Origin of the sequence: Pseudomonas sp. JS425, assembly GCF_018223845.1 — a bacterium.
In the GTDB taxonomy this organism is placed as follows: domain Bacteria; phylum Pseudomonadota; class Gammaproteobacteria; order Pseudomonadales; family Pseudomonadaceae; genus Aquipseudomonas; species Aquipseudomonas asiatica.
On the sequence record NZ_CP073661.1, the window covers coordinates 2,259,764 to 2,284,824 of the forward strand.

General features: G+C 64.3%; 21 protein-coding genes, 1 tRNA gene and 3 pseudogenes. 11 read left to right on the forward strand and 14 right to left on the reverse strand.

Annotation, left to right across the window (positions count from 1 at the left end; genetic code table 11):
* Position 1: 1 nt before the first annotated feature.
* Positions 2–244 carry a DUF465 domain-containing protein gene (locus KDB76_RS10385; RefSeq protein WP_013971925.1) on the reverse strand — a complete coding sequence of 81 codons (243 nt, stop codon included), beginning with the start codon at positions 242–244 and terminating at the stop codon, positions 2–4.
* Between the two features lie 259 nt (positions 245–503).
* On the opposite strand from KDB76_RS10385, the gene KDB76_RS10390 reads away from it, so the two are divergent.
* A tRNA-Gln gene (locus KDB76_RS10390) sits at positions 504–578 on the forward strand.
* A gap of 93 nt (positions 579–671) precedes the next feature.
* Here KDB76_RS10390 and KDB76_RS10395 read toward each other — a convergent pair.
* The 3 genes from KDB76_RS10395 to KDB76_RS10405 are packed head-to-tail and all read right to left on the reverse strand — an operon-like array spanning position 672 to position 5,799.
* Positions 672–3,059 carry a hybrid sensor histidine kinase/response regulator gene (locus tag KDB76_RS10395; RefSeq protein WP_013971926.1) on the reverse strand — a complete coding sequence of 796 codons (2,388 nt, stop codon included), beginning with the start codon at positions 3,057–3,059 and terminating at the stop codon, positions 672–674.
* A gap of 13 nt (positions 3,060–3,072) precedes the next feature.
* Positions 3,073–3,534, reverse strand: coding sequence for a response regulator (locus KDB76_RS10400; protein WP_013971927.1), 462 nt, complete (start codon positions 3,532–3,534; stop codon positions 3,073–3,075).
* 15 nt (positions 3,535–3,549) lie between these two features.
* The gene (locus tag KDB76_RS10405; protein WP_013971928.1) at positions 3,550–5,799 is read right to left on the reverse strand and encodes an ATP-binding protein; all 2,250 of its coding nucleotides are present in this window, start codon (positions 5,797–5,799) and stop codon (positions 3,550–3,552) included.
* A gap of 263 nt (positions 5,800–6,062) precedes the next feature.
* Here KDB76_RS10405 and KDB76_RS10410 point away from each other — a divergent pair.
* The 7 genes and pseudogenes from KDB76_RS10410 (at position 6,063) to KDB76_RS10440 (ending at position 12,377) form a co-directional block, all read left to right on the forward strand.
* A pseudogene (locus KDB76_RS10410) lies at positions 6,063–6,576 on the forward strand (spore coat U domain-containing protein).
* A 30-nt stretch (positions 6,577–6,606) separates the two neighbouring features.
* Entirely contained in the window at positions 6,607–7,143 is a 537-nt protein-coding gene (locus KDB76_RS10415; protein ID WP_003256412.1) for a spore coat U domain-containing protein, read from the forward strand.
* 18 nt (positions 7,144–7,161) lie between these two features.
* Entirely contained in the window at positions 7,162–7,692 is a 531-nt protein-coding gene (locus KDB76_RS10420; protein WP_023662547.1) for a spore coat U domain-containing protein, read from the forward strand.
* Positions 7,693–7,695: 3 nt separating this feature from the next.
* Positions 7,696–8,199, forward strand: coding sequence for a spore coat U domain-containing protein (locus KDB76_RS10425; protein ID WP_013971931.1), 504 nt, complete (start codon positions 7,696–7,698; stop codon positions 8,197–8,199).
* A gap of 39 nt (positions 8,200–8,238) precedes the next feature.
* Positions 8,239–9,015, forward strand: coding sequence for a molecular chaperone (locus KDB76_RS10430; RefSeq protein ID WP_023662546.1), 777 nt, complete (start codon positions 8,239–8,241; stop codon positions 9,013–9,015).
* Positions 9,016–9,114: 99 nt separating this feature from the next.
* A complete protein-coding gene (locus KDB76_RS10435; protein ID WP_038410384.1) occupies positions 9,115–11,412 on the forward strand; it encodes a fimbria/pilus outer membrane usher protein in 2,298 nt (765 codons plus the stop codon).
* Positions 11,409–12,377, forward strand: a complete 969-nt coding sequence (locus tag KDB76_RS10440; RefSeq protein ID WP_038409237.1) for a spore coat U domain-containing protein — start codon at positions 11,409–11,411, stop codon at positions 12,375–12,377. Before KDB76_RS10435 ends, KDB76_RS10440 begins: the two co-directional genes overlap by 4 nt.
* A 193-nt stretch (positions 12,378–12,570) precedes the next feature.
* Here the strand turns inward: KDB76_RS10440 and KDB76_RS10445 are convergent.
* The 5 genes and pseudogenes from KDB76_RS10445 to KDB76_RS10465 all read right to left on the reverse strand — a co-directional run bounded on the left by KDB76_RS10445 (position 12,571) and on the right by KDB76_RS10465 (position 17,146).
* A pseudogene (locus KDB76_RS10445) lies at positions 12,571–13,719 on the reverse strand (M14-type cytosolic carboxypeptidase).
* Between the two features lie 108 nt (positions 13,720–13,827).
* A complete protein-coding gene (locus KDB76_RS10450; protein ID WP_038409239.1) occupies positions 13,828–14,601 on the reverse strand; it encodes a helix-turn-helix transcriptional regulator in 774 nt (257 codons plus the stop codon).
* 36 nt (positions 14,602–14,637) lie between these two features.
* Positions 14,638–15,870: an MFS transporter gene (locus KDB76_RS10455; RefSeq protein ID WP_038409241.1), complete on the reverse strand. Its 1,233-nt coding sequence runs from the start codon at positions 15,868–15,870 to the stop codon at positions 14,638–14,640.
* Positions 15,871–16,140: 270 nt separating this feature from the next.
* Positions 16,141–16,374 (reverse strand): hypothetical protein, encoded by a 234-nt coding sequence (locus KDB76_RS10460; RefSeq protein WP_013971936.1) that lies wholly within the window; start codon positions 16,372–16,374, stop codon positions 16,141–16,143.
* The gene (locus KDB76_RS10465; protein WP_038409243.1) at positions 16,364–17,146 is read right to left on the reverse strand and encodes a VacJ family lipoprotein; all 783 of its coding nucleotides are present in this window, start codon (positions 17,144–17,146) and stop codon (positions 16,364–16,366) included. Before KDB76_RS10465 ends, KDB76_RS10460 begins: the two co-directional genes overlap by 11 nt.
* Before the next feature lie 168 nt (positions 17,147–17,314).
* On the opposite strand from KDB76_RS10465, the gene KDB76_RS10470 reads away from it, so the two are divergent.
* Positions 17,315–18,025 carry a response regulator gene (locus tag KDB76_RS10470; RefSeq protein WP_038409245.1) on the forward strand — a complete coding sequence of 237 codons (711 nt, stop codon included), beginning with the start codon at positions 17,315–17,317 and terminating at the stop codon, positions 18,023–18,025.
* On the forward strand, positions 18,022–19,377 hold the full coding sequence (locus tag KDB76_RS10475) for an ATP-binding protein (RefSeq protein WP_038409248.1): 1,356 nt from the start codon (positions 18,022–18,024) through the stop codon (positions 19,375–19,377). Before KDB76_RS10470 ends, KDB76_RS10475 begins: the two co-directional genes overlap by 4 nt.
* On the opposite strand, the gene KDB76_RS10480 is transcribed toward KDB76_RS10475, so the two are convergent.
* From KDB76_RS10480 to KDB76_RS10500, 5 genes and pseudogenes are all read right to left on the reverse strand, one after another.
* A complete protein-coding gene (locus KDB76_RS10480) occupies positions 19,378–19,842 on the reverse strand; it encodes a nuclear transport factor 2 family protein (RefSeq protein WP_013971940.1) in 465 nt (154 codons plus the stop codon).
* 153 nt (positions 19,843–19,995) lie between these two features.
* Positions 19,996–20,424, reverse strand: a pseudogene (locus KDB76_RS10485) (LLM class flavin-dependent oxidoreductase); the annotation flags it as partial.
* 4 nt (positions 20,425–20,428) lie between these two features.
* The gene (gene dkgB, locus KDB76_RS10490; RefSeq protein ID WP_023662335.1) at positions 20,429–21,232 is read right to left on the reverse strand and encodes a 2,5-didehydrogluconate reductase DkgB; all 804 of its coding nucleotides are present in this window, start codon (positions 21,230–21,232) and stop codon (positions 20,429–20,431) included.
* Between the two features lie 293 nt (positions 21,233–21,525).
* Positions 21,526–22,020, reverse strand: a complete 495-nt coding sequence (locus KDB76_RS10495; RefSeq protein WP_013971943.1) for a DUF934 domain-containing protein — start codon at positions 22,018–22,020, stop codon at positions 21,526–21,528.
* Positions 22,004–23,656 carry a nitrite/sulfite reductase gene (locus tag KDB76_RS10500; protein WP_013971944.1) on the reverse strand — a complete coding sequence of 551 codons (1,653 nt, stop codon included), beginning with the start codon at positions 23,654–23,656 and terminating at the stop codon, positions 22,004–22,006. Before KDB76_RS10500 ends, KDB76_RS10495 begins: the two co-directional genes overlap by 17 nt.
* A 213-nt stretch (positions 23,657–23,869) precedes the next feature.
* Between KDB76_RS10500 and KDB76_RS10505 the strand changes: the two genes are divergently transcribed.
* On the forward strand, positions 23,870–24,946 hold the full coding sequence (locus KDB76_RS10505; RefSeq protein ID WP_024086648.1) for an ABC transporter substrate-binding protein: 1,077 nt from the start codon (positions 23,870–23,872) through the stop codon (positions 24,944–24,946).
* Positions 24,947–25,061: the final 115 nt, after the last annotated feature.

Consider the following 25,061-nt stretch of genomic DNA (forward strand, 5'->3'; position numbering starts at 1 on the left):
TTCAGGCCTTTTGCTCCAGTTGGCGCTCGATCATGTACTTCACTGCCAGCCGACGTTCTTTAAGGCGGCGCAGGTCTTCATCCTCGAAGTTGCCCGCCGAAATCGACTCGGCGGCCAGCACCTGGTTGTCGATGTCCATGTATTCGTCCAGCAGACGGTCCAGTGCCTTGTCCTGCTGTCGGCGCTGCTGGACGATTTCGCGCGGGTAGTGCAAGTCCTGATAAAGATCGTGGGAGACAGGCATGGGGTCCTCCTTGGTCAATGCAGATGGCTCATCTGATTGGAAGGGAGGAATGCGATTGTGTTGAAGCCAAGCGGGCGGAAAGCGACGGATGGTCGCCTCGCCAACCGCGAAAATGACTAACTCGCTGTTTTTTGGTAATTTTTTTCATCAGGGGGTTCACAGACCGAAAGTTTGTTGTTAAAGTGCCGCGCATTCCAAGACAACAACCCAGTTGTCACTCAGTTGGAATTGTCAGAGCAGCAGATGCTGCATCCGATACAGGGGCGTCGCCAAGCGGTAAGGCAGCAGGTTTTGATCCTGCCATGCGTTGGTTCGAATCCAGCCGCCCCTGCCATTTTCTTGCTTCAAACGTATCTCGGTCCGGTGCTTGGAAATACAAGCGCTGGGCTTTGTCGTTTCCACAGGTTTTGCCGAAGGCTCTGTTCGGTCACCTGGCCGTTCCAAGCATCTCGTTCAGCAAGCGGGCCAGTTCATCGGCCTTTACCGGCTTCTGGATCACCAGGCTGCCCGGCAACTCCAGTCCCTGCAACTCTGCATAACCGGTAAGAAGCACCACCGGCAGGTGCGGGTAGCGCTCGCGCGCCGCCAGGGCCAGTTGCGCACCGTTGAACTCGGGCATGGCGAAATCGCTCAGTAGCAGGTCGATCTGCTCATCCAGCAAGGCCAAAGCCTGTTCGCCACTGTGCGCCTGGCGTACCTGGTAGCCGTACTGGCGCAACACATCACCAAGCATGTCGCGTACCAGATGGTCGTCATCCACCAGCAGCACGGTGCGATTACAACCGCTTTCGCTAGTCGAGTGGCTGAGCAGCGACGGCATCGGTTCGTTGACGGCTTCACCCTTGACTGCCGGCAGATACACGGCCACCTGCGTACCACGCCCCGGCGTGGTGTCGATGCGCACGCCACCCCCGGACTGTTTGGCGAAGCCGAATACCTGGGCCAGGCCCAGGCCCGAACCCTTGCCGATATCCTTGGTGGTGAAGAACGGTTCGAACACCTTGGCCAACACCTCTTCGCTCATGCCGCAGCCGGTATCGCGGATACTCAGCATCACGTACTCGCCAGGGTCCGGGTCTTCCGGGCGCTGTGGACGTGCGTCGATCCGGGTGTTGCGGGTCGACAGCGTCAGCTGGCCACCGTCGGGCATGGCATCGCGGGCATTGATCGCCAGGTTGAGAATGATCATTTCGGTCTGGGTCGGGTCGGTCAAGGCCTGCCACAGGGTTGGTTCCAGGTCCAGGCGCACCGAGACATTGCCGCCCAAGGTGCGGCGCAGCAACTCTTCCAGCCCGGCCAGGGTGCGGTTGAGGTTCAGCGCCACCGGCTCCAGGCGCTGGCGGCGGGAGAAAGCCAGCAACTGCGAGGTCAGCTTGGCGCCGCGCTCGCCGGCTTCGCGGATGTGCTTGAGCCGCGCACTGGCCTTTTCCAGGTCGGCTTTGGCCAGGTCGCGCTCAAGGAAGCTGGCGCCGGTGAGGATTACCGTCAGCAGGTTGTTGAAGTCGTGAGCCACACCGGCGGTCAGCTGGCCGACCGCTTCCAGGCGCTGCATCTGCTGCAGCGCGGCCTCGATGCGTTCGCGTTCGGCGATCTGCTCGCGCAGGCGGGCGTTGGCTTCGGCCAGGCCCAGGGCGGCCTCGCGCTCGCTGGTGATGTCGCGTGCCACCACATACAGCAGGGTGTCTTCCGGCACCACCACCCAAGACAACCAGCGCTGCAGACCACCGGCATCCAGGATACGCCCGACAAAGCGGGCGCTGGTGCGACCATGGGCGAGGGCGGCCAGTTCGGTGAGCATCAGTTCCTGGTCATGCTCGGGCAGCAGGTGCAGCAAGGACGACTGGCTCAGACGTTCGCGGGACAAGCCCAGGCTGGCTTCCCAGGCGGGGTTCAGCGCGACTGGGGTCAGGTCCTTGTTGAGCACGGCCAGCAAGTCTTGCGACAGCTCCCAGGCACGGTCGCGTTCGCGGGTGCGGCGCTCGACCCTTTCCCCCAGCATTTCGTTGAGCTGGCGCAGTGCCTGGGTGGCCAGGCGTTGGGTGTGGATGTCCTGCAACACCCCGGAAAAGCGCACGCACTGGTCGTTGACGAACCGGCTCTGGCCGCTGCTGAGCAACCAGCGCGGTTCCAGGCCGTCGGGTTGGGCGATGCGGAATTCGACCCGATACAGGCCGCCACCTTCCGGGCACATGGCCTGTTCCACTGCCTCGCGCACCTGCGGCAGGTCGTCGGGGTAGATGCCGGCGTAAAACACCTCGAGGCTCATTTCAGTATCGGTGGGTAGACCGAACAGGGTCTTGCAGCGGTCATCCCACAACAACAGGCCTTCCTGCGGGCGCATGTCCCATGTGCCCATGCCGGCAGCGTCGATGGCAATGCGTGCACGTGCCTCGACGTCTGCCAGGGCCTCTTCGGCGCGGCGCCGGCGCTGGCGCTCCTGCACTTCGGTCAGGGCCCGGCGCACGGCCTTGGGCAGTAGCGGCAGGTTCTTCTTCAGCACATAGTCGGTGGCGCCCAGGCGGATCATTTCCACCGCATGTTCTTCGCCATAGATACCAGACAGGAAAATGAACGGAATGTCGGGTGCCAGGCGCTGGGCGATGGCCAGCACATCGGTGCCGGACGAGCCCGGCAGCACGCAGTCGCACAAGATCAGGTCGTAGTGGGCCTCGCTCAGGGCTTGCTCGACACCGGCATGGTCGAACACCAGCTGCGCCTGCACCTGCAACCCGCTACGTTCCAGGCGCATCAGGGTCAGCTCGGCGTCCATCGAGTTGTCTTCGACCATCAGCAGTTTCAGCGGCGTTGGCTGCATCGTCGCGGCCACCTTAGATGCTGCCACGCCGGTTCAGGCGCAGCGAGCCGGGTGGGGGTTCGTTGAGTACCGCCCAGAACACCCCCAGGTCGGAAATGGCGGCGACGAATTCCTTGAACTCCACCGGCTTGACCACGTACGCGTTCACCCCCAGCTCGTAGGCGCGCAGCAGGTCGGGCTCCTCGCGCGAGGACGTCAGCATCACCGTCGGGATGCTGCGCAGCTCGGCGGTGGCGCGCACTTCCTTCAGCACCTCCAGGCCGTCGACCTTTGGCAGTTTCAGGTCCAGCAGCAACACGGCGGGGTTGCCATCGTCACGTTCGGCATAGGTATTGCGCCGTAGCAGGTAGTCGAGTGCCTCGGCACCGTCACGCAGCACGATGACCTCGTTGGCCAACTGGCTGCGTTCCAGCGCCAGGAGCGTCAGCTCCAGGTCCCGTGGGTTGTCTTCGACCAGCAGGATGGGTTTGAGCATGATGGTAGCGGTGCCTCAAGTGGTCGCGGGGTGGCGCGGGAGGGTGAAGTGGAAGGTAGCACCCTGGCCAACCTTGCCATGGGCCCAGACCCGACCGTCATGGCGTTCGATGATGCGACGAACACTGGCCAGGCCGATCCCTGTGCCTTCGAAGTCTTCCATGCGGTGCAGGCGCTGGAACACGCCGAACAGTTTGTTGGCGTAGGCCATGTCGAAGCCCACGCCGTTGTCGCGAATGCAGATCTCGGTTTCGCCCGGATGTTGCACGGCGCTGATGCCGATGCGCGCCGGGGTGCGCCCACGTGTGTATTTGATGGCGTTGGCCAGCAGGTTGTGCAAGGCCATGTTGATGAACGCCGGGTCACCGACCACCTTGGGCAGTTGGGCGATGTCCCAGACAATTTCGCGGTTTTGGTAGTCGGGCGCCAGTTCGCTGCGAATGGCCTCGACCAGGGCGTTGAGGTCGACCTCGGACAGGCGCAGGGCAGAGCGGCCCATTTGCGAGAAGTTGAGCAGGTTGTCGACCAGGCTTCCGGCAAAATGCGCGGCTTCCTCGATGTGTTGCAGAAAGCGCCTGCCGCGCTCGCTGAGGCCCTGGCCCTCGATTTCGCCGAGCAGTTCGGAGTAGCCGGCAATATGGCGCAGGGGGGCGCGCAGGTCATGGGACACGCTGTAGGAAAACGCTTCGAGCTCCTTGTTCGAGCGACGCAGTTCGCCAGCCAGCTGCGCCAGTTCCTCGGCCTTGCGCAGGACAATCCCCAGCACTGCCGTGCGCAGCTCCTGCACGCCTTCGATGACCAGCGGGTGCCAGGGTTCGCAGTAGCCGCGCAGTTTTTCCTGCCAGCTATCGAAACTGTGCCGCGGGTCGAGGTTGCCCTGCGGCCCGACCTGTTTGTTCGGCTGCCCGGCCCAGTTCACCGTGCGCACCTGCTCGGGACGGAACCACAGCAGGTAGTGCGAGTGGATCTGCGAAATGGCCACTGCCAGCACACCGCCTGCATGGGCCGCGAGCTCGGGCAGTTCATCGATGTCGCGGCACAGGTTGTCGCTGTGGAACACGCTCTCTTCGCCACGCTGGGAGAGCCAGTGCACCAGGGCGTTTACCTGCGCGGCCGGAGGGGTCTTGCCGATCAGGTCGCAACGTTCGGCGGAAATGACCGCGGCACCTTGGGCGCCTGCGAAGGCCAGCAGTACTTCGGGCAAGTCGCGCAGGCCGTCGCCGACACTGTCATGGTCGGCCATGGACGAGATCATGCGCACGATGTGCTGGCGCAGCTCGAGCAACTGGCGAGTGTTGGCGTGGGACTCGCGCGATTCGATCTGCAGCGACAGCACACTGGCCAGCAGTTCGCAGGCGGTACGGGTGCGCAAGTCCACCGGGCGCGGCTGTTCGTGGTGGCAGGACACCAGGCCCCAGAGTTTCCCGTCGACCACGATCGACAGCGACATCGATGCCAGGGTACCCATGTTGCGCATGTACTGCAGGTGCACTGGCGACACGCTGCGCAGCGCGGCAAAGCTCAGGTCCAGCGGCTTGCCGGTGCGTGGGTTGGCAGCGGGCAGCAACGGCGAGGCCTGGTAGTTGGCGTCCTCGATCACGCGGATGCGGTTGATTCGGTACAGCTCGCGCGCCTGGCGCGGTATGTCCGAAGCGGGGAAACACAGGCCCAGGTAGCTCGGGTAGCCCGGGTCGGCCACCTCGGCCAGCACCTGGCCGTTGCCTTCGGCATCGAAGCGATAGGCCTTGACCCTGCCAAAGCCGGTGATGCGCTTGAGCTGCAGCACTGCTTGCTGCAGCAGTTCCTCGAGGCTGCCGGCCTGGTGCAGGCGGCCTACGAAGCTGCGCACCAGCGGGTAGTAGTCGCCTTGCCCGACAAGATCGGCCGGCAGGCGAGGGGGTTCGAATTCGGCGATCAGCACCTGGTCGTGACGATGGACCAGCAGGTGCAGGTTGCCACTATATGGAGCGTCCTGGCGCAGGTGCACATCGCTGATGTGGAACGGAAAGACCTCGTCCTGCGGCAGGCGGGCCAGGTGCAGGCGCAAGTCGAAGGCACCGCTGACCAGCTCGGCGAACTCGCGACCTATCAGTTCACTGGCCGGTATGCCCAGCCAATGCTCGACATTTTCACTGGCCTGGAGTACCCGCATGTCGGTTTCGTCCAGCACCAGCAGAAAACCGTGGGGCTGGATGCTGCCAGGTAGCTGGATCGGCTCCTGGGCGCAGCGCTCGAGGGCTTGGGTGAGCGTGCTGTCTGCAATCATCTATGAAAACGCTCCTGTCGTGTCCTTCCATGCATGCCGCATGAGTCTAGGCAGGATGAAGGGAATACACCTTAACAGAATACCCGCCGGGATAACGGCCCTTGGCCATTTGAGGAGAATGCCGGCGATGCGTTCTGTGTCGTGTGGTTTTTTTTTCAGGTGGTAGCGCTTTTTGGCTAATACAAAAAAATGGCTCGATGCCAGTACCGTGATGTCACGTCGCTGCTACGCTCAGGTCAGCAGACATCGACAAGGATAATAAGGTGACGGAGCGCTACCTGGCCGCCCTGTTGGGCCTTATGTTGAGCAGCAGCGCAATGGCGGCGGACTTCCTGGTGGAAGTGCGGGTGCTGGTGCAGCGTGGCTGCATGCTGGTCAACCAGCCCCGCGATGCTTGGGCGCATCGACCTGGGCGCTGCTGCACGGCTGGATGGCCCTGGTGCGCCGCTCACCGGCGCGCTGCTGAGCCAGCGCCCGCCACGCCTGGAATGCAATCCCCACACCCCCTATCAGGTCCGCGTCGATGGTGGGCAGCATGGCGGCGTCGGCGAGTTGCGCTTTCTGGCCAGTGACGATGACACGGCCCGGCTCATACCTTATCGCCTCTACCGCGACGCTGCCTGGCGCGAGCCGCTGGCGGTGAATGTGGCGCATTCGGCGCGGGTGCCGGACAGCGGTTCGGTCGAGCTGCCGTTGTATGCACGGATCGACAAGCTGGCCTGGGTACCGCCTGCAGGCCTGTACGCCGACCTGCTCAAAGTCACCGTCACCTGGTAGGGATGCAACCATGCTCAAGGACGCGACGCCATGAACCGCACCTCGATCCTGCTGCTTTCCCTGGGCCCGCTGCTGGTGCCCGGTGGTGCCGCGCATGGCACCAGCACCGGTTTCATCCAGGCGCGGCTGGTGATCAGCAGTGCTTGCCAGATCAGCAGCAACGAGACGCAACCGGCAACGGTGGGTAACCCCGGCGTGATGGACTTCGGCGAGCGCGGACCGAACTGGGACCAGCCGCTGCGCAGCCGGGTTGATGATGTGAGCGGCGAAGGCAGCCTGCAGATCAGTTGTACGCCCGAGGTGCGGGCGTTCAACGTGCGCATCAACGGCGGCCTGAATGGCAGTGACGGCATACGGCGGCTGAGCAACGGCCGCGAGCTGATCCCCTACCAACTGGCGATCGACCCAGGTGGTAACAGCCGCTACGGCATCGGCCAGGCGCGTGCCTTCACCATCAGCAGTACCCGGCAGATACCGATCCCCATCTACGGTGTGGTAGTGGCGCAACCGCGTGCGCTGCCAGCCGGCCTGTACCGTGACACCCTGAGGGTGACCCTGGACTGGTAACGACACAAAGAGACTTCGATGCGAACGAACCTTTCACGCTGCATCCTCGCCGGTCTGGGGCTGATGCTGACTTACCAGGCGCAGGCCGCCACCACCGGGACTATCGAGTCGACGCTGACCTTGACCGCAGCGTGTCAGGTCAACGGCAGCTCAGCCTCCTCGGGGGCCGACTTCGGTACCTTGGACTTCGGCACTCACGATGCCTTGTTCAACACCGCCGACGGCCAGGTAATCGGCGGCGGCGGTGGGGCGATCAGCATTCTCTGTTCGGCTGGCACGGTACCAGTCATCCGCGTGGGTGCAGGTTCCCACGATGGCCAGTCGGCCGGGGGCAGCCGTGCGCTGGCGGATGGCGTCGGCAACTTCGTGCCGTACGACTTCTACACCGATGCCGGGCGTACGCAGGTGTTGGCCATCAACGGCACCATCACCTTGCCGCTCAGCAGTGGTGTGGCCCAGACCGTCAACCTGTATGGCCAGGCGCGCGGCAAGGTCGGCCTGCCGGCGGGGGAGTACACCGACACAGTGTCCGTCGAGCTGTCGTTCTGAACCATGCGCAGCTGGCTGGCGGGCGGCATGAGCGTCCTTGGCGTGCTGCTGGCCGCGCCCCTGGATGCGGCGACCACCAGCAGCTTCCTGGTGACGGCGCAGATCGTCGCCGGGTGCCTGGTGGTGGGCGGCGTGACCAGCTACGGGACGCTCGACTACGGATCGCAGTCGGCACTGGCCACCGGAACTCTCGGCACCTCGTTGGGCGGTACCACGGTGACCTTCCAGTGCACCCCGGGCGTGGCCTTGAGCATGAGCGTGGATGGCGGGCAGAACAGTGCCAGTGGCACACGCAACCTCAAACGCACGGGCGGCACGCAGGTGCTGGCCTACCAGTTGTACCGGGACGCGGCGTACAGCCAGAGCCTGGGGATCGGCCAGAGCGTGGCCGTGAGCTATACCGACCCGACGGCGATCAAGCTGCCGGTGTACGGGCGGGTTCAGCTGACCGGCATGATGCCGGCGGGGACTTACACCGATGTGGTGCAAGTGACGGTGACCTGGTGAATGCATCGGCACTAATGACCAGTATCCAAGGAGAGCTTCATGGGGGCAGGCGCGAAGTGGGCGCGAGGATTGATCGGAGTATCGTGGCTGGCGAGCCTGCCAGCCTGGGCGGCCACCTCGGTGCTGATCTGGCCGATCGACCCGGTATTGGAGGCTGACCAGAAGGCTGGCGCACTGTGGCTGGAAAACCGCGGAACCGCACCGGCCAACCTGCAGGTGCGGGTGTTCGCCTGGCGCCAAGGTGACTACCAGGAACAGTACCAGGCACAGCGCGAGATCATTGGCAGCCCGCCGGTGGCCAACGTCGCCCCCGGGCAGAAGCAATTGATCCGCCTGACCCGCACCGGCCCCTCGCCAGTCGGCCAGGAGCAGGCCTACCGCATCATCATCGACGAAATCCCGCCCGCCATCCCGGTCGACAAGGCCGAGCCCGGCACCACCGCGGCGATCCGCCTGCAGATGCGCTACTCGGTACCCCTGTTCGTCTACGGCGAAGGCCTGTGGGGCAAGGCAGGCCCTGAGGGCAAGGGCAATGCCGAGGGCGTCGGCAAGCCGCAACTCAGCTGGCGCGCAGTGACCGTGCAGGGCAAGCCGTACGTGGAACTGCGCAACACCGGCCCGGTGCATGCACGCCTGACTGATGTGGTGGTGCAGCAGGGCAGCCAGAGCAAACCACTGGCCGATGGCTTGCTGGGTTATGTGCTGCCGGGGGCCAGCATGCGCTGGCCGGCACCGTTGGCACCGAGTGCCGGGAGTGTGCTGAAGGGGAGGGTAAACGGCCAGAGCAGCGCGGACGCCATCCGCCAAAGCCAATGAGCCTGCGCCTGAATGCCGCGCAGAGGCCGTGGAGAATCCGGCAATGGTTGGACACCGTGTGTGAGGTGGCTGACCCACCGTTGTTGCCTGGGGCTCGCCCTGGTCGGCCCAGGCCTGGTGCTGGCCGACGACCTGCCGCCACCACCCACGGAGATGTCTGCCATCGCCGATGCCACGTTGTACCTCGAGTTGCTGGTGAACCAGGTGCCCAGGGCTGAGCTGGTGCCGGTGCAGCAGCGCGCCGGGCAGTTGTACCTGGACAGCGAGGTGTTGCGGGCGGCCGGCGTCTCGCTGCCAGGCAACCCGCAGGGCGAGGTGGCCCTGGAGGCCATCGTGGGGATGCATGCCGACTACGACAGCCAGAACCAGCGCCTGCTGCTGCAAGTGCCGCCGGCCTGGCTGCCCGACCAGCAACTGGGCGACCGCAACCTGTACCCGGCCAGCGATGCACGCAGCAGTTTCGGCGCCTTGTTCAACTACGACCTGTACCTGAACGACACCGATGACGGCGGCAGCTACCTGGCGGCCTGGAACGAACTGCGCCTGTTCGACAGCTGGGGAACGTTCTCCAGCAGCGGGCAGTGGCGCCAGTCGTTCAATGGTGCGCCGACCGACGATATGCGCCAAGGCTTCTTGCGCTACGACACCACCTGGCGCTTCACCGACGAGCAGCGCCTGCTGACCTACGAAGCTGGTGACCTGGTAACCGGGGCCTTGCCCTGGACCAGCTCGGTGCGGGTCGGTGGCCTGCAGTTGTCGCGCGATTTCGCTGTACGCCCTGACCTGGTCACCTATCCGCTGCCGGCGTTCTCCGGTGAAGCGGCGGTACCGACCTCGCTGGACCTGTTCATCAATGGCTACAAATCCAGCACCAGCGAATTGCAGCCGGGTCCCTACACCTTGACCAACGTGCCGTTCATCAACGGCGCCGGGGAGGCGGTGGTGGTCACCACCGATGCCCTTGGCCGGCAGGTGTCGACCACCTTGCCGTTCTACGTCACCAGCAGCCTGCTGCAGCAGGGCCTGGCGGATTATTCGGTAGCGGCCGGCAGCCTGCGGCGTGACTACGGGGTGCGCGATTTTGCCTACGGCCCCGGGGTTGCTTCGGCCAGCCTGCGCTACGGGGTCAGCGACGTCTTCACCCTGGAGACCCATGCCGAAAGCGCCGAATCGCTGATGCTGGGAGGCCTGGGTGGCAACATGCGGCTGGGCAACTTCGGCGTGCTAAATGCGACGCTGGCGCAGAGCCGGTTCGACGGCGACAAGGGCCACCAGGTCGCCCTCGGCTACCAGTACAACAGCCAGCGCATCGGCTTCAGCTACCAGCGCCTGCAACGCCATGGCGACTATGCCGACCTGACCCGGGTCGACAGCCGGGACATACAGCTGAGCCAGCGCAGCGAGCAGGTCACGCTGAGCCTGAACCTGAACGAATACGGCAACATCGGCGCCGGCTATTTCGATGTGCGCGCCGGCGACGGCACACGTACCCGGCTGATCAACCTGAGCTACAGCAGGCCGCTGTGGGGCAACAGCAGCGTTTATCTGTCGGCCAACCGTGAAGTGGGGGACAGCCAGTGGGCAGTGCAGGCGCAACTGGTGATCCCGTTCGACCTGCACGGCACCCTGGCCCTGGGCATGGAGCGCAGCCAGCAAGGCGAAACCCTGCAGCGGGTCAACTACAGCCGCGCGACGCCGGTGGGGGGTGGTGTCGGTTACAACCTGGGCTACGCCGCCGGTAGCGAGCGCGATGCCTACCGCCAGGCCGATGTCACCTGGCGCCTGCAGTCGGTGCAGTTGCAGGCCGGTTTGTATGGCAGCAGTGGAGAGATGACCCGCTGGGCCGACGCCAGTGGCTCGCTGGTTTGGATGGATGCCGGGCTGTTCGCTGCCAATCGTATCGACGATGCCTTCGTGTTAGTCAGCACCAGTGGTTACGCCGACGTGCCGGTGCGCTATGAAAACCAGGAGGTCGGCCGTACCGATGCCGATGGTCACCTGCTGGTGCCGTACAGCAGCGGTTACTACCGCGGCAAGTACGAGATCGACCCCATGGGCTTGCCGCCGGACATCCTCGCGCCGGAAGTGGAACAGCGGGTGGCGGTGCGCCGGGGCAGCGGCTACTTGCTGGAGTTTCCGCTCAGGCGCGTGCTGGCGGCCAGCGTCGAACTGGTGGACGCCGAACAGCAGGTACTCAAGCTGGGCAGCCGTGTCACCCATGCAGAAAGTGGCAGCCAGGCGGTGGTCGGTTGGGATGGCCTGGTTTATCTGGAGAACCTGACGCCGCATAACCGACTGCTGGTTGAGTTGCAGGGGGGCGGGCATTGCCAGGTGGCGTTCGACCTGCCTGAGTCGCAAGGTTCGATCCCGTTGATTGGCCCGTTGGTGTGCAAGTGAAGGCCTGCTGGCGTGGTTTGTGGGCATGCGCCTTGTTGTTGTGGGCGGGCTCGGCCTGGGCCAAGTGCACGTCAGTGTTGACTGCGCCGGCGGCGTTTGGTTCGCTCAACTCGACTCAGGTACGTGGCACGGTCCAGACAGCTTCCAGCACCAACTCGGGCCTGCAATGCAACGGTTCGGTGATCAGCGTGCTCAGTAGCACCGACTCCTTCAAGATCAAGATCACCTCCACCACCAGCGGCCTGGTAGGGCCTACCGGGGATGTGATCCCCTACACCCTCTATGCCGACGCCACAACCAACTATCCGATCACCCGTGGCACCCCCTTCGAATTCAGGACCACCGGCATCCTCGACTTGCTCGGGTTGCTCAACGGTACACCGAAGAATGTGCCTATCTACATGCGCACGCAGGTGGGCAGCAACGTATCGGCGGGGCTATATCAGGAAATCCTCGATGTCGAGTGGACCTGGGACTATTGCGACGGGATTGGTGTTGGCGGGCTTTGCATAGGGCGAGACAAGGGCTCCGGTACCAGGACCCTGCTGGTAAGCATGACGGTGACCAACGACTGCCAGATCACCACGCCCAGCATCAACTTCGCCAGCGCGCCGGTGGTGGCGGGGTTCGGCACGGTGAGCCAGAGCCTGAGCGTGTCGTGCACCAAGGGCAGCAACTACACGGTGGGCCTGGATGACGGGCAGAACGTGGCCAATGGTCGACGGCGGATGAAGTCTTCGGCCAACAACTACCTGGCCTATGACATTTTCAAGGGCGCCGGTGCGGTGCGCTGGGGTTCGACAGGGGCTGCGCGGCGGGCCAGTGCCGATGCCGATGTGAACCCCGGCACGGGGACCGGCACCTGTAGCCAGGTGTTCAACTACAACGCCAAGGTCTACACCGACCAGGCTACACCCCCGGCTGCGACCTATACCGACAGCGTGATTCTGGATGTGCAGTTCTGAGCGCAGGGACCTTGTGGGAGCGGCGGTCCGCGTAACCTGTGGGAGCGGCTTTAGCCGCGAAGAATCCAACGCGGTGCATGGCACCGGCTACGCCGGTGTTCGCGGCTAAAGCCGCTCCCACAGGGGCCCTGCTAATTCCATGAGTCATGTGCAGTCCTGTGAGAGCCGACTTGCCGGCGATGGGCCGTTTCAGTCAGCGCAAATCGCCAACCATCTTCGCCAAGGTCTCAAGCACCGCCCCGGCCAACGCCTTCGAGCGCGCCCCCGATCACCCGGTGACGGCATCCGGCGCGTCGTCATGGTCCTTGAACGGCATTTCCAGGGTCAGTGACAGGCAGTCATGCGCCATCCCCACCGCATTGCAGGCCAGCGTCGTGTTGGCTTGCCCCGGTTCGTCGCGGGTATAGCCATGCACGGTCTGGAAGTCGCGGGTCAGGCTGCACAGGGTGCTGCGGAACTGCTCCTCCAGTTTGGCCAGACGCGGCGTGTAGCCCGGGTTGCCCTCGCAGGCCGCGGTGAACACATGGGGAATCTCTTCGTCGCCATGCACGTCGATGAACGCATCCACGCCGTGTTGCTTCATCTGTGCCTGGGCGAAGAAGACCTCGGGGCTGAGCTCGACGCTGGCGTCCTGCCAGGCACGGTTGAGGTCCTTGCCCTTGAAGTTGGTGCGCAGGTGGCCGAGGAAGGCACCGTCGGGGTTCATGTTGGGGATCAGGTACAGGTCGGCCTTGGCCAGCAACTGCCGGATCACCTCGTCGTTGGCCTGCAAGCGGTCGATCACGCTCTCCATGAACCATTCGGCCATGTGTTCGCCCGGGTGTTGCTGGGCAATCAGCCACAGCTTGCGCTTGCCTGCGGCACCATCACCGGCACGCAGCAGGGGAATGTCGCGGCCCTGTACGCTGCGGCCACTGGCGAGCAATTCCACCCCCGGCAGTTGCCGTGCACGTTCGATCAGCTGGTTGTGACGAGCGCGCGGGTAGGGCTCGAAGTAGGCGAACCAGATGTGCGGCTGTTCGGCCTTTATCTCGAACGACAGCGCCGTGCCGTCGAACTGGCTGGGGACGCGGAACCAGGTTTGCTGGTCGTAGGAGGCCACGGCGTTGTAGCCGCTCCAGGCGTTCTTGTAGGAGGAACCGGAGGCATTGTCGAGGCTGAAGCGATGGACCTCGCCTGGCGTCAGCCCGCTGACCTTGAAGTGGAACCACTGGTAGTGGCCGCTGTGGGTGTCCGGGCGGATGGCCAGGTGCACCCTGGCCGGGTTGCTGGCATCCAGCACCTGGATGTTGCCGGAGTCGAAATCGCAGTCGATCTGCAGGGGGGACAGCGTCACGGTCATGTGCCGGGCTCCTTCTGGGGGCTTTGTTGTGGGGGTACTGTACACGGCTTGACAGGGTTGCTGTGCGAGATCAGGCGACGCGGGGCGATCTCATATGTTTCCTACAGGCTATTTGAAGAACTGACTCGGCGTGATACCGAACTGGCGCTTGAACATGCTGGCAAAGGCACTGGGGCTGTCATACCCCAGCGTCCCCGCCACATCGATGATCCGCTCGCCCAGGGCGATCCGCTCCAGTGCCTGCATCAACCGCGCCTGCTGGCGCCACTGGCCGAAGGTCATGCCGGTTTCCTTGCGGAACAGGCGCTGGATGGTCTTTTCGTCCACTCCCAGCTGCTGGCCCCAGTCGGCCACGGTGGCGTTATCGTCAGGCCGCTCGTGCAGCGCGGAGCAGATCGCCTGCAGGCGCTTGTCGCCGGGCTGCGACAGCTTCAGCGGCAAGGTCGGCAGCACGCAGATCTCGTCGAGGATCAGGCGCATCACCCGGGCTTCACGCGAGTCTTCGGCAAACGGCGCGGTAAAGCCTACGGAGGCCTTGATCAGTTCGCTGAGCAACGGCGAGATGCTGATCGCCTTGCTCTGCAGGGGCAACTGCACTGCCGCGTCGGCGCGCACGAACACATTGCGCATCTTCACCTCGCCCACGCAGCGTATCGCGTGCACCTGGCCGCAAGGCATCCATACGCCGCGGCTGGGAGGCACGGTCCAGCGTTCGTTACCGGACTCGACGATCATCAGGCCTTTGGTGGCATAGATCAGTTGATGCTTGGCATGGCTGTGGGGCTCGATGAACCAGTCGGTCGGGTAGTCCGTCGCACGGCTGCCCACCTCCCAGCTCCACTCATCCACCTCCACCAGCAATTCGTGCTGCGGCTTCAGCATTTCGACCTCTTGTACGGGCAGCCTGGCACGCCCACTTTAACAGCAGCGGCTGGGGCGGGCTTGCGAGCGGGTTGCCGGCAGCAGCGCGGTGGCCAGCCCCAGCAGCGGCAGGAACGAGATGATCTGGTACACCCACTCGATGCCATGCCGGTCGGCCAGTTCGCCAAGCCCGGCGGCGCCGATGCCGCTGATACCGAACATCAACCCGAACATCACCCCCGACACCATGCCGACCCGGCCCGGCACGGCCTCCTGGGCATACACCACCAGGGCGGCGAAGGCCGAGGACATCACCAGGCCGATGGCCACCGCCAGTACCGCCGTCCAGGCCAGGTTGGCGTAGGGCAGGGCGAGGGCGAAGGGCGCCACGCCGAGGAACGAGACCCAGATCACCGCCTTGCGCCCGATACGGTCACCCACCGGGCCACCAGCGAAGGTGCCCAGGGCCACGGCCGCGAGGAACACGAACAGGTACAGCTGGCTGTGCTGCACGCTCAGGCCGAAATGCTCGATCAGGTAGAAGGTGAAATAGTTGGTGAACGAGGCGATGTAGACGAACTTGGCGAACATCAGCACGGCGATGACCGCCACGGCGCGCCACATGGCGCCACGCGACAGGCCGGGGGCCTGCTGGCCGGCGAAGGTCTTGAGCCGGGTCTGGCCGTGACGCACGGTCCAGCCGGTCACCCGCAGCAGCACGAATACCGCCAGCGCGGCCGCCAGCATGAACCAGGCGATGGCCGGCTGGCCGTGCGGAATGACGATGGCAGCGGTCAACAGCGGGCCGAGGGCCGAGCCAGTGTTGCCACCAACCTGGAAGGTCGATTGCGCGGTGCCAAAGCGCCCACCGGAGGCCATCCTGGCCAGTCGCGAGGCTTCGGGGTGGAAGGTCGCCGAGCCCACGCCGACCACCGCGGCAGCCACCAGCAGCATTTCATAACTGCTGGCGAAGGCGAGCAGGGCGATGCCCACCAGCGTCACCAGCATACCGGCCGGCAGCAGGTAGGGCTGCGGGCGCTTGTCGGTGTACAGGCCGACCCAGGGTTGCAGCAAGGACGCGGTCACCTGGTAGATGAGGGCGATCCAGCCGATCTGGGCAAAGCTGAGTGCGAAATCGCTCTTGAGCATCGGGTAGATGGACGGCAGCACGGCCTGGATCAGGTCGTTGAGCAGGTGGGCGAATGCCGCAGCGCCGACGATGCGGACCAGAAAGCCCTGGGGTTGGTCGGCAGGTGTGGTGGCGGCCATGGAGGCGGTGGAGGTCGTCATGGGCGATCTTCTTCTGGCGAAAGGGAACAAGGCATTTGCCGAAGAAGGGTAGCCAGTGCCCGGTTTGCCTGTCTCACGCCGAACAGGCAGCCACTGTCGCGTTTCGGACATCCCGGGCCTGACGCCCTGAATTCGCAGGCGGTCCGCGTACCCTGTGGGAGCGGGTTCACCCGCGAAGAATCCAGCGCGGTGCATGGCACCGGCTGCGCCGGTGTTCGCGGCTAAAGCCGTTCCCACAGGGTCCCTGCTGACACTTGGCCGCCCTCGAATTCATCGTTCGTGCCGCGCCACCCAGCGCAGCAATGCTGCAATCGGTACGCTGCGGTGAGCCTCGTGTCGGTAGGGCTTGCCCTCGGCGGTAAAGCGTTCGCGATAGCGGCTCAGCACCAGGCTCCGGCCATCGGCCGAAACCCGGGCCTCCAGTTCATGCAGCAACAGCGGTTGCCGGGCAGCGCCTTCCAGGCGCCTGAACAGCAGCATGGCGCCTTGGGCATCATTCTTCATGGGCACCCCCTGCGCAATCCAATGGCCAGGTGCCCGGCTCGCCGGCCTTGCCTTCTGCCACCCGGTTGCTGCGCCGCTGCGCGGTGTAGTCACGCATCGCAACGTAGTAGTCAGGCCAGGTGCGCAGCAGGTCGGTCAGTGGCAGTGCTTCGGCCCGTGCATCGACGATGCCGCCGGCCGTGGCTACGTTGCCCATGGTTTCGACGGTATCGCTGTTGCCGCCAAACGGGTCCAGTGCCAGGCCCAGCAGCGTGCCGGTGGCATCGCGCAGGTTGTGGGTGCCCAGCAGCGGCAGCTCGACGATGGGGCCAGAGGCGATGTTCCACACCCCGAAAGTCTGGCCAAAGTCCGAGCGATGCTGGCTCAGCCCCATCTTGCCAGACACGTCGACCAGCCCTGCCACACCCAGGGTGGTGTTGAAGATGAAGCGGGAGAGGCTGGTCATCGCCCGTTCGCCGTTGCCCTGCAGCAGGTCGTTGACGAACACCTTCGGCTCACCGAAGTTGCTGGCAAAGTTGTGCATGCCCTGCCGGGCAAAACCGGGCAGCGCGGTGTAGCCCCGTGCGACGGGGGCCAGCAGATAGTCGTCGACCGTGCGGTTGAAGGCGAATACGGCGCGGTTGGCGGGCTCCGCCGGGTCACTGACCTGATAGGCGACATTGCCGCAGGCCGCCGTGGCCGGTGCACGTTGGCTGCAGCCTCCCGCCGCAAGCAGCGACAAGGCCAGCGCGGCTGAGCGCGCTGAGCGGGAGGCGGATGATGAACGGGACATAGATACATTTCTGGCAAGAACTGGCAGCGATGCTGCGCAGTTTTCTTTGCCTGGTAATGTCCGGATTGTCTCAGCGTCGACACTTTGTTTCCGGGTTGAAATATATGACGGCTACGTGGAGATGGCCTTAAAGTACGGCCTGATAACCTTGTTTTGCGGTGCTTTTTTGTGAGCCATTTGCTGATAGTCGACGATGATGTCGAGGTGCTCGACCTGCTGCAGAAGTTTCTCTGCCAACATGGCTACGAGGTTGATGTGGCCAGGGATGGCAAGGCGCTGTGGCAGGCCGTCGAGCGGCGGGTGCCGGACCTGGTCATCCTGGATGTGATGCTGCCTGGCGACAGTGGCCTGGTGTTGTGCCAGCGCCTGCTGGCCGAGCACAAGGTGGCAGTGATCATGCTCACCGCCATGGGCGAGTTGAGTGACCGGGTGGTTGGCCTGGAGCTGGGGGCAGACGACTACCTGACGAAGCCGTTCGCCGCCCGTGAACTGCTGGCCCGGGTGAGGGCAGTGCTGCGCCGTGCCGGCGAAGCGGCCGGGAGCGCGGCGGGCCATGCCTGCGCGACCTTGGAGTTTGACGGCTGGCGGCTGGATGTGGTGCGGCGCGAGCTGCGTTCGCCGGACAACGTCATGATCCCCTTGTCCAACGGTGAGTTCGAGCTGCTGCTGGTGTTCGCCGAACATCCGCGGCGGGTGCTCAGCCGCCAGCAGTTGCTGGACATGGCCCGTGGCGATGCCTACGACGCCTATGATCGCAGTATCGACGTCCAGGTCAGCCGGCTGCGCCGCAAGCTTGAAACCGACAACGGCAACGAGCCCTTGATCCGTACCCTGCGCAACGCCGGTTACCTGTTCACGCCCACGGTCGCGAAGCGATGAAGCTGCTCGCCTGGGTTCGCCAGGCCCTGCCACGGCCCAGGATCACCATTGCCCGCTGGATCGCGCTGACCACCCTGACGGCGATGCTGTTCCTGTTGCTGCTCAAGGGGCTGTTCAGCCTGTTGCTGAGTGTCTGGGCGCAGCCACCGCTGCTGGAGAGCGGGGTGATCGAGAAGGTTGCAGCAGTCACTCGCATCCTCGACGTCGCGCCCATGGCGCAGCGCGCCAACATCGCCAGTGCGGCGGGCGACGGCTCATACTCCGTGCGCTGGCTGCGCCGCCATGACGAAGCGGGCGTACCCGTGCTGGTCGATGCCGAGTTCAGCGAGGGCACGCCTATCCTGCGCGCATTGCTCAAGCGCCCGGATGCCAGGGTCGAGGCCTTCGCACCGTCCGACATGCCGGAGTACGCACCTGAACGTGGTTATGCGCTGATGATCGAGCTGACCGACAAGTCCTGGGTGCTGTTCCGTGCCACCAACCGTAGCTGGGGCCTGGACGAACTGCCGCGCAACCTGATCATCCTCGGGCTGATGCTGGTTTCCAGCCTTGTCGTCGCGCTGCTGGCCACCCGCTACCTGGCCAAGCCGCTGGAGCGCTTTGCCGAAGGTGCGCGGCGTTTTGGCAAGGACTTCAACGCCCCGCCCATTCCGGTGGTTGGCCCGCACGACCTGCGTCAGACCATTCTTGCGTTCAATGCCACCCAGGCGCAGCTCAAGCATTTTCTCAACGACCGCACCCAGATGCTCGCGGCCATCTCCCATGACCTGCGTGCACCGCTGACCCGCATGCGCTTGCGCGCCGAGTTCATCGACGATGCCCAGCTACAGGCCAAGTTGTTCAAGGACGTCGACGAGATGCAGGCGATGGTCGATGCGGCGTTGGGGTTCTTCCGTGATGACGCGCGGCTGGAACAGACGACCGTATTCGACCTCGGCGAATTGCTGCTGACCGTGGTGGACGACTTCAAGGATGCGGGGGTCGAGGTCGGCCTCAGCGGGCCGCGTCGCTGTGTGTATACGGGGCGGCCGGTGGGTATCAAGCGGGTGCTGGTCAACTTGATCGACAATGCAGCGAAATACGGCTGCGAGCCCACGGTGGTGTTGGCGGTAAATACCAGGCAGATCGAGATTACCGTGCAGGATCGCGGGCCGGGCATCGCGCCGGAGCTGCACGAGCAGGTATTCGCGCCGTTCTACCGTATCGAAGGTTCACGCAACCGCAATACCGGTGGCGTGGGGCTGGGCCTGCCCGCAGCACGTGCCATCGTGCTGGAGCAGGGGGGCAGCATGTCCCTGGGCAACCGCCCGGGTGGCGGGCTGGAAGTCAGGATCATGCTGCCGCAGGGCTGATCAGAGCCCCAGTTCGCTGAGCCCGGGGTGATCATCCGGGCGCCGGCCCAGCGGCCAGTGGAACTTGCGCTCGGCTTCACTGATAGGGTGCTCGTTGATGCTCGAATGGCGGTTCTGCATCAACCCGTCCTCGGCAAACTCCCAGTTCTCATTGCCATAGGCGCGGTACCACTGGCCACTGTCGTCGTGGTACTCGTAGGCATAGCGCACGGCAATGCGGTTGCCGGTGAAGGCCCAAAGCTCCTTGATCAGGCGGTACTCCAGTTCATGGTTCCATTTACGCGTCAGGAACGCCTCGACCTCGGCACGACCGCGCGGGAACTCGGCGCGGTTGCGCCACACGGTGTCGATGGTATAGGCAAGCGCGACCTTGGCCGGGTCGCGGCTGTTCCAGCCATCCTCGGCCAGGCGGACCTTTTCGATGGCGCTTTCGCGGGTGAAGGGCGGCAGGGGTGGGCGGGACATCGCGATACTCCTCAGTTCGATTGGCTGGTAGGAGAGTAGTAGCCGCTGGCCGAATAGAGAATGGGTGTGCCTGGCACATCATAATTGCAGTGCGTGGAACAATGAAGACCGCCGGAGATGGGGCAAGGGGGCTCTATCAGGCTGTGTCGGCTGGTACTCCACCGGCCGGTCACCACTGGCCACGCCCAGCAGCAGGCGGTTACCACTGAGGCACTGCACGCTGTTGGCCGATTTCAGGGTCAGCAGCGGTTCGCGAATCGGCAGCACCACGGCGGCCGTGCCAAGCAGGATGTCGCGGGTTACCCCGGCCAGGTAGCCGAGGTAGGCAAACACCTCGAACACCTGGGCGGCATCGCCGAACGACGGATCGTACAGCGGCACATCGCGGACCCACAGGGCGCGGTAGCCCAGGCGATCGGCCAGTTGTGCCAGTTCTGCGTGGCGGGCCAGGTCCGGCTCGCCGAACTGGCGGCCATCGCGGCGCCGCGCCTGGTCGCCGGCGGGCGTCCAGTCGTGGTCCAGCGGCGCTTCCAGGCCGATGCTGAAGCCGCCAGCGGTCAGGCGTTCGAGGGGCGTGGTCATGGCATCAATCCCAGATTGGCGCCAGTCCGTCAGGGCTGACTTCACGGCCGTTGCGCTCGAGCTTGGCGATGCGTGCCATGTCGTCAGCGTCCAGCTTCAGGTCACGTGCGAGCAGGTTGCTGGCCAGGTTTTCCCGCTTGGTCGACGACGGGATCACCGCGTAGCCCAGCTGCAGGGCCCAGGCCAGGGCAACCTGGGCCACGGTGGCCTTGTGCTTGGCGGCGATGTCGGCCAGTACCGGGTCTTTCAGCACCTTGCCGTAGGCCAGGGTCATGTACGAGGTGACGGTGACGCCTTGTTCCTTGAGGAACGCGGTCAGCTTGCTGTTCTGCAGGTACGGGCTGAGTTCGATCTGGTTGGTGGCGATTTCGCCTTCGCCAACCACTTCGATGGCCTGGCGGGTCAGTTCGATGTTGAAGTTGGACACACCGATCTGGCGGGCCAGGCCCAGCTTCTTGGCTTCGGCCAGGGCGGCCATGTACTCGGGCAGCGCAACGCCGTTGCCTGGGGCCGGCCAGTGGATCAGCAGCAGGTCGACGTAGTCGGTACGCAGTTTTTGCAGGCTGTCGCGCAGGCTGGGGACCAGCTTGTCGGCGGCGTAGTTTTCGACCCAGATCTTGGTGGTGATGAACAGCTCGCCGCGCTTGACGCCGCTTTCGGCGATGGCCTGGCCGACGTCGGCTTCGTTCTTGTAGATCTGCGCGGTGTCGATGACGCGGTAGCCAAGTTCCAGGGCCGACTTGACCGAATCGATGACGGCTTGGCCGGTTAGGCGAAAGGTGCCGAGGCCGAAGGATGGAACGCTCATGGATCTGCTCCTGGTGAGTGAGGGGGTGAGCCGAATCGAGCCTGGTCGCTCGGGTTCGATCGCTCTTCGTGTGGGGAGCAGTGTGCGGCTTTGAGGGGGATTGATTAAGGTGGGGCGGGGCCAAGGTCATTTGACTGGGAGGCAAGAATAGGTCGCTGTGCCGTGACTGTTGCTGGGGGAATGCAGGGTAAACCTGTACCGGCCTCTTCGCGGGTTCACCCGCGAAGAGGCCGGTACAGGAAAACGAAACGGCCCGCCATATAGGCGGGCCGTCTGGCATTGCAAGGTGACGATCAGCGGCGGCGGAACAGCGGCAGCGGCTCGTCGGTGGCGGCCTGGTAGGTCACCGAGAAGTCCTTCAGGCTTTGCAGCGCGTCTTCCGGGTCCTTGTCGGCGCGGATGGCGAACGCGTCAAAGCCGCAACGGGCCATGAAGAACAGTTGGTCGCGCAGCACGTCGCCGATGGCGCGCAGTTCGCCCTTGAACTTGTAGCGGTCACGCAGCAGGCGCGCATTGGAGTAGTTGCGCCCGTCGGTGAACGCCGGGAAGTTCAGTGCGATGACCTGGAAGTGCTGCACGTCTTCGCCGATTTCTTCGGCTTCTTCGTCACTGTCCAGCCATATGCCCAGCCCACCGTCACGGGCTTTGAGCGCATGGGCATGGTCGCGCCACATCTGCAGCGGGACGATGTAGTCGTCGCAGTTGGTCAGCTCGTCAAAGGACGTTTCCTTGGGCAGCAGATGCCAGGTTTCGTCGACGATCTGGTTGTTCTTAATGATTCGCTGCATAGACGCGTTCCTTGAAGGGGTCGATGCCGATACGCTGGTAGGTGTCGATGAAACGCTCTTCCTCGGTACGTTGCTCGACGTACACGGCGATCAGCTTCTCGATCACATCGGCCATGTCATCCTGGGCAAAGGACGGGCCGAGAATCTTGCCAAGGCTCGCGCCACGCGCGGCATTGCCGCCCAGCGACACCTGGTAGAACTCCTCACCCTTCTTGTCCACGCCGAGGATGCCGATGTGGCCCACGTGGTGGTGGCCGCAGGCGTTCATGCAGCCGGAGATGTTCAGGTCGATCTCGCCGATGTCGAACAGGTAGTCCAGGTCGTCGAAGCGGCGCTGGATGGATTCGGCAATCGGGATCGACTTGGCGTTGGCCAGCGAGCAGTAGTCACCGCCCGGGCAGCAGATGATGTCGGTCAGCAGGCCGATGTTCGGGGTAGCGAAGCCGTTTTCGCGCAGCTCCAGCCACAGGGCATGCAGCTGACGCTGCTCGACGTCGGCAAGAATGATGTTCTGCTCGTGCGACGTGCGCAGGAAACCGAAGCTGTAGCGCTCTGCCAGGTCGGCCACGGCGTCGAGCTGCTTGTCGGTCACATCGCCCGGGGCAACGCCGGTGGGCTTCAGCGACAGGGTCACGGCCACGTAGCCAGGGCGCTTGTGGGCGCGGGTGTTGCGCGAGCGCCAGCGGGCGAAGCCTGGGTACTCGGCGTCCTGCGCGGCGTAGTCGACGTTGTCCAGGGCCAGGTAGGCCGGGTCGACGAAGTGGCGCGATACACGCTGCACTTCGGCTTCGGTCAGGGTGGTGCTGCCGCCGCGCAGGTGGACCATTTCGGCCTCGACCTTCTCGGCGAACACTTCCGGGGTAAGGGCCTTGACCAGGATCTTGATCCGCGCCTTGTACTTGTTGTCACGGCGACCGTAACGGTTGTACACGCGCAGGATGGCGTCAAGGTAGCTGATCAGGTCCTGCCACGGCAGGAACTCGTTGATGAACGAGCCCACCACCGGGGTACGGCCCAGGCCGCCACCGACCAGCACACGGAAGCCCAGCTCGCCAGCGGCATTGCGCACCGGCTCCAGGCCGATGTCGTGCACTTCGATGGCGGCGCGGTCTTCCTGCGAGCCGTTGATGGCAATCTTGAACTTGCGCGGCAGGTAGGCGAATTCCGGGTGGAAGGTGGTCCACTGACGGACGATTTCGCACCACGGGCGCGGATCGACGATTTCGTCTGCGGCCACACCGGCGAACTGGTCGGTGGTGGTGTTGCGCAGGCAGTTGCCGCTGGTCTGGATCGCGTGCATCTGCACGGTGGCCAGTTCGGCGAGGATGTCCGGGATGTCCTCCAGGGCCGGCCAGTTGAACTGCACGTTCTGGCGGGTGGAGATGTGGGCGTAGCCCTTGTCGTAGTCGCGGGCGATCCTGGCCAGGGTGCGGACCTGGGTGGCGTTCAGCTGGCCGTACGGCACGGCGACGCGCAGCATCGGCGCGAAACGTTGGATGTAAAGGCCGTTCTGCAGGCGCAGAGGGCGGAATTCTTCTTCGCTCAGCTCACCGGCCAGATAGCGGCGGGTCTGATCACGGAACTGCTTGACGCGGTCCTCGATGATCCGCTGATCGTACTCGTCGTATACGTACATAAAAGTCCTGTCTCAGGCATGCAGCTATTCGCGCGCACGGCCGCGCACTCCGCTTCGGAGCCGGGGAACGATAGCAGGTTGCGTTTATGCGCTAAAGTGATGTTTTTGCATATGAAAAGAACCAAATGGACTATGTGAGACTGACTGCCATTTGTGCGCTGGGCGTGGCTTGGCGTTTATAATCCGGCGTTTGCTTCGCAGGGATGTCAGCCCATGCTCAAGGCGTTGTGCCAAAGCTTGTGTCTTGCCTTGCCGCTGGCGGCAAGTGCGCAACCGGCTTCGGTGGTTTTCCTCAACCCGGGGCTGTCCACCGAGACGTTCTGGACCAGTTATACCCGCTTCATGCAGGCCGCCGCGGATGAGCTGGGCATGACCCTGCGCGTGGAGTACAGCGAACGCCGCGCCGACCTGGCGCTGACCCAGGCCAGGGCGATTCTGGGCGGACCGCAGCGGCCGGATTACCTGGTCCTGGTCAATGAGCGGTACGTGGCGCCGGAGATCATCCGGCTGTCGCGTGGCACCGGCGTCAAACTGTTCCTGGTCAACAACGGCCTGACTGCCAGCCAGGCCCGTAGCATCGAGGCCCAGCCGGGCAAGTATGCCGAGCTGCTGGGCACCTTGACGGCCAACGACGAGCAAGCGGGTTTTGAGATGTTGCACCAGATGGTCGCGCAATTGCCCCGCGACAGTGGGCCGGTGGACCTGCTGGCGTTTGCCGGGGTCAAGACCACCCCGGCCTCGCAGCTGCGCGAGGAGGGCATGCGCCGCGCCCTGGCCGACTTCCCCCAGGTGCGTCTGCGCCAGGTGGTATATGGTGGTTGGAGCCGCCAGCGCGCCTACGAGCAGGCGCAGCAACTGGTGGAGCGCTACCCGGCCACCCGCCTGGTATGGTCGGCCAACGACGAAATGGCCTTTGGTGCCATGCAGGCGTTCGAAGAGGCAGGGCGAAAGCCGGGGCGCGATGTGCTGTTCAGCGCCATCAACAGCTCGGCCGAGGCCCTGCGTGCACGTATCGACGGGCGTCTTAGCGTGCTGATGGGCGGGCATTTTACCCTCGGCGGCTGGGCCATGGTGATGCTGCACGATGATGCCCAGGGGCTGGCGGTGAACCGCGACGGCCTGCGCGAGCATCGCATCCCGGTGTTGCAGTCGATTGACCAGGCCAAGGCAACCCGTTGGCTGAAACTACTGGAACGGCCCGACTACGGTATCGATTTCCAGCATTACAGTGCCGAAGGGCGGCCGCCCGACTATAAGTACCCATTTCTGACATCACCGATCAATTATTGAAAGACCCTGCTTGAGGGAAGGGCATTGCTCGTCTTAACTGCTGGTGGTGAAGTGCATTCCCATAACCACTACAAGAGGCAATGCAATGGGAAACTCAACAAAGGTCCGCAAAGCT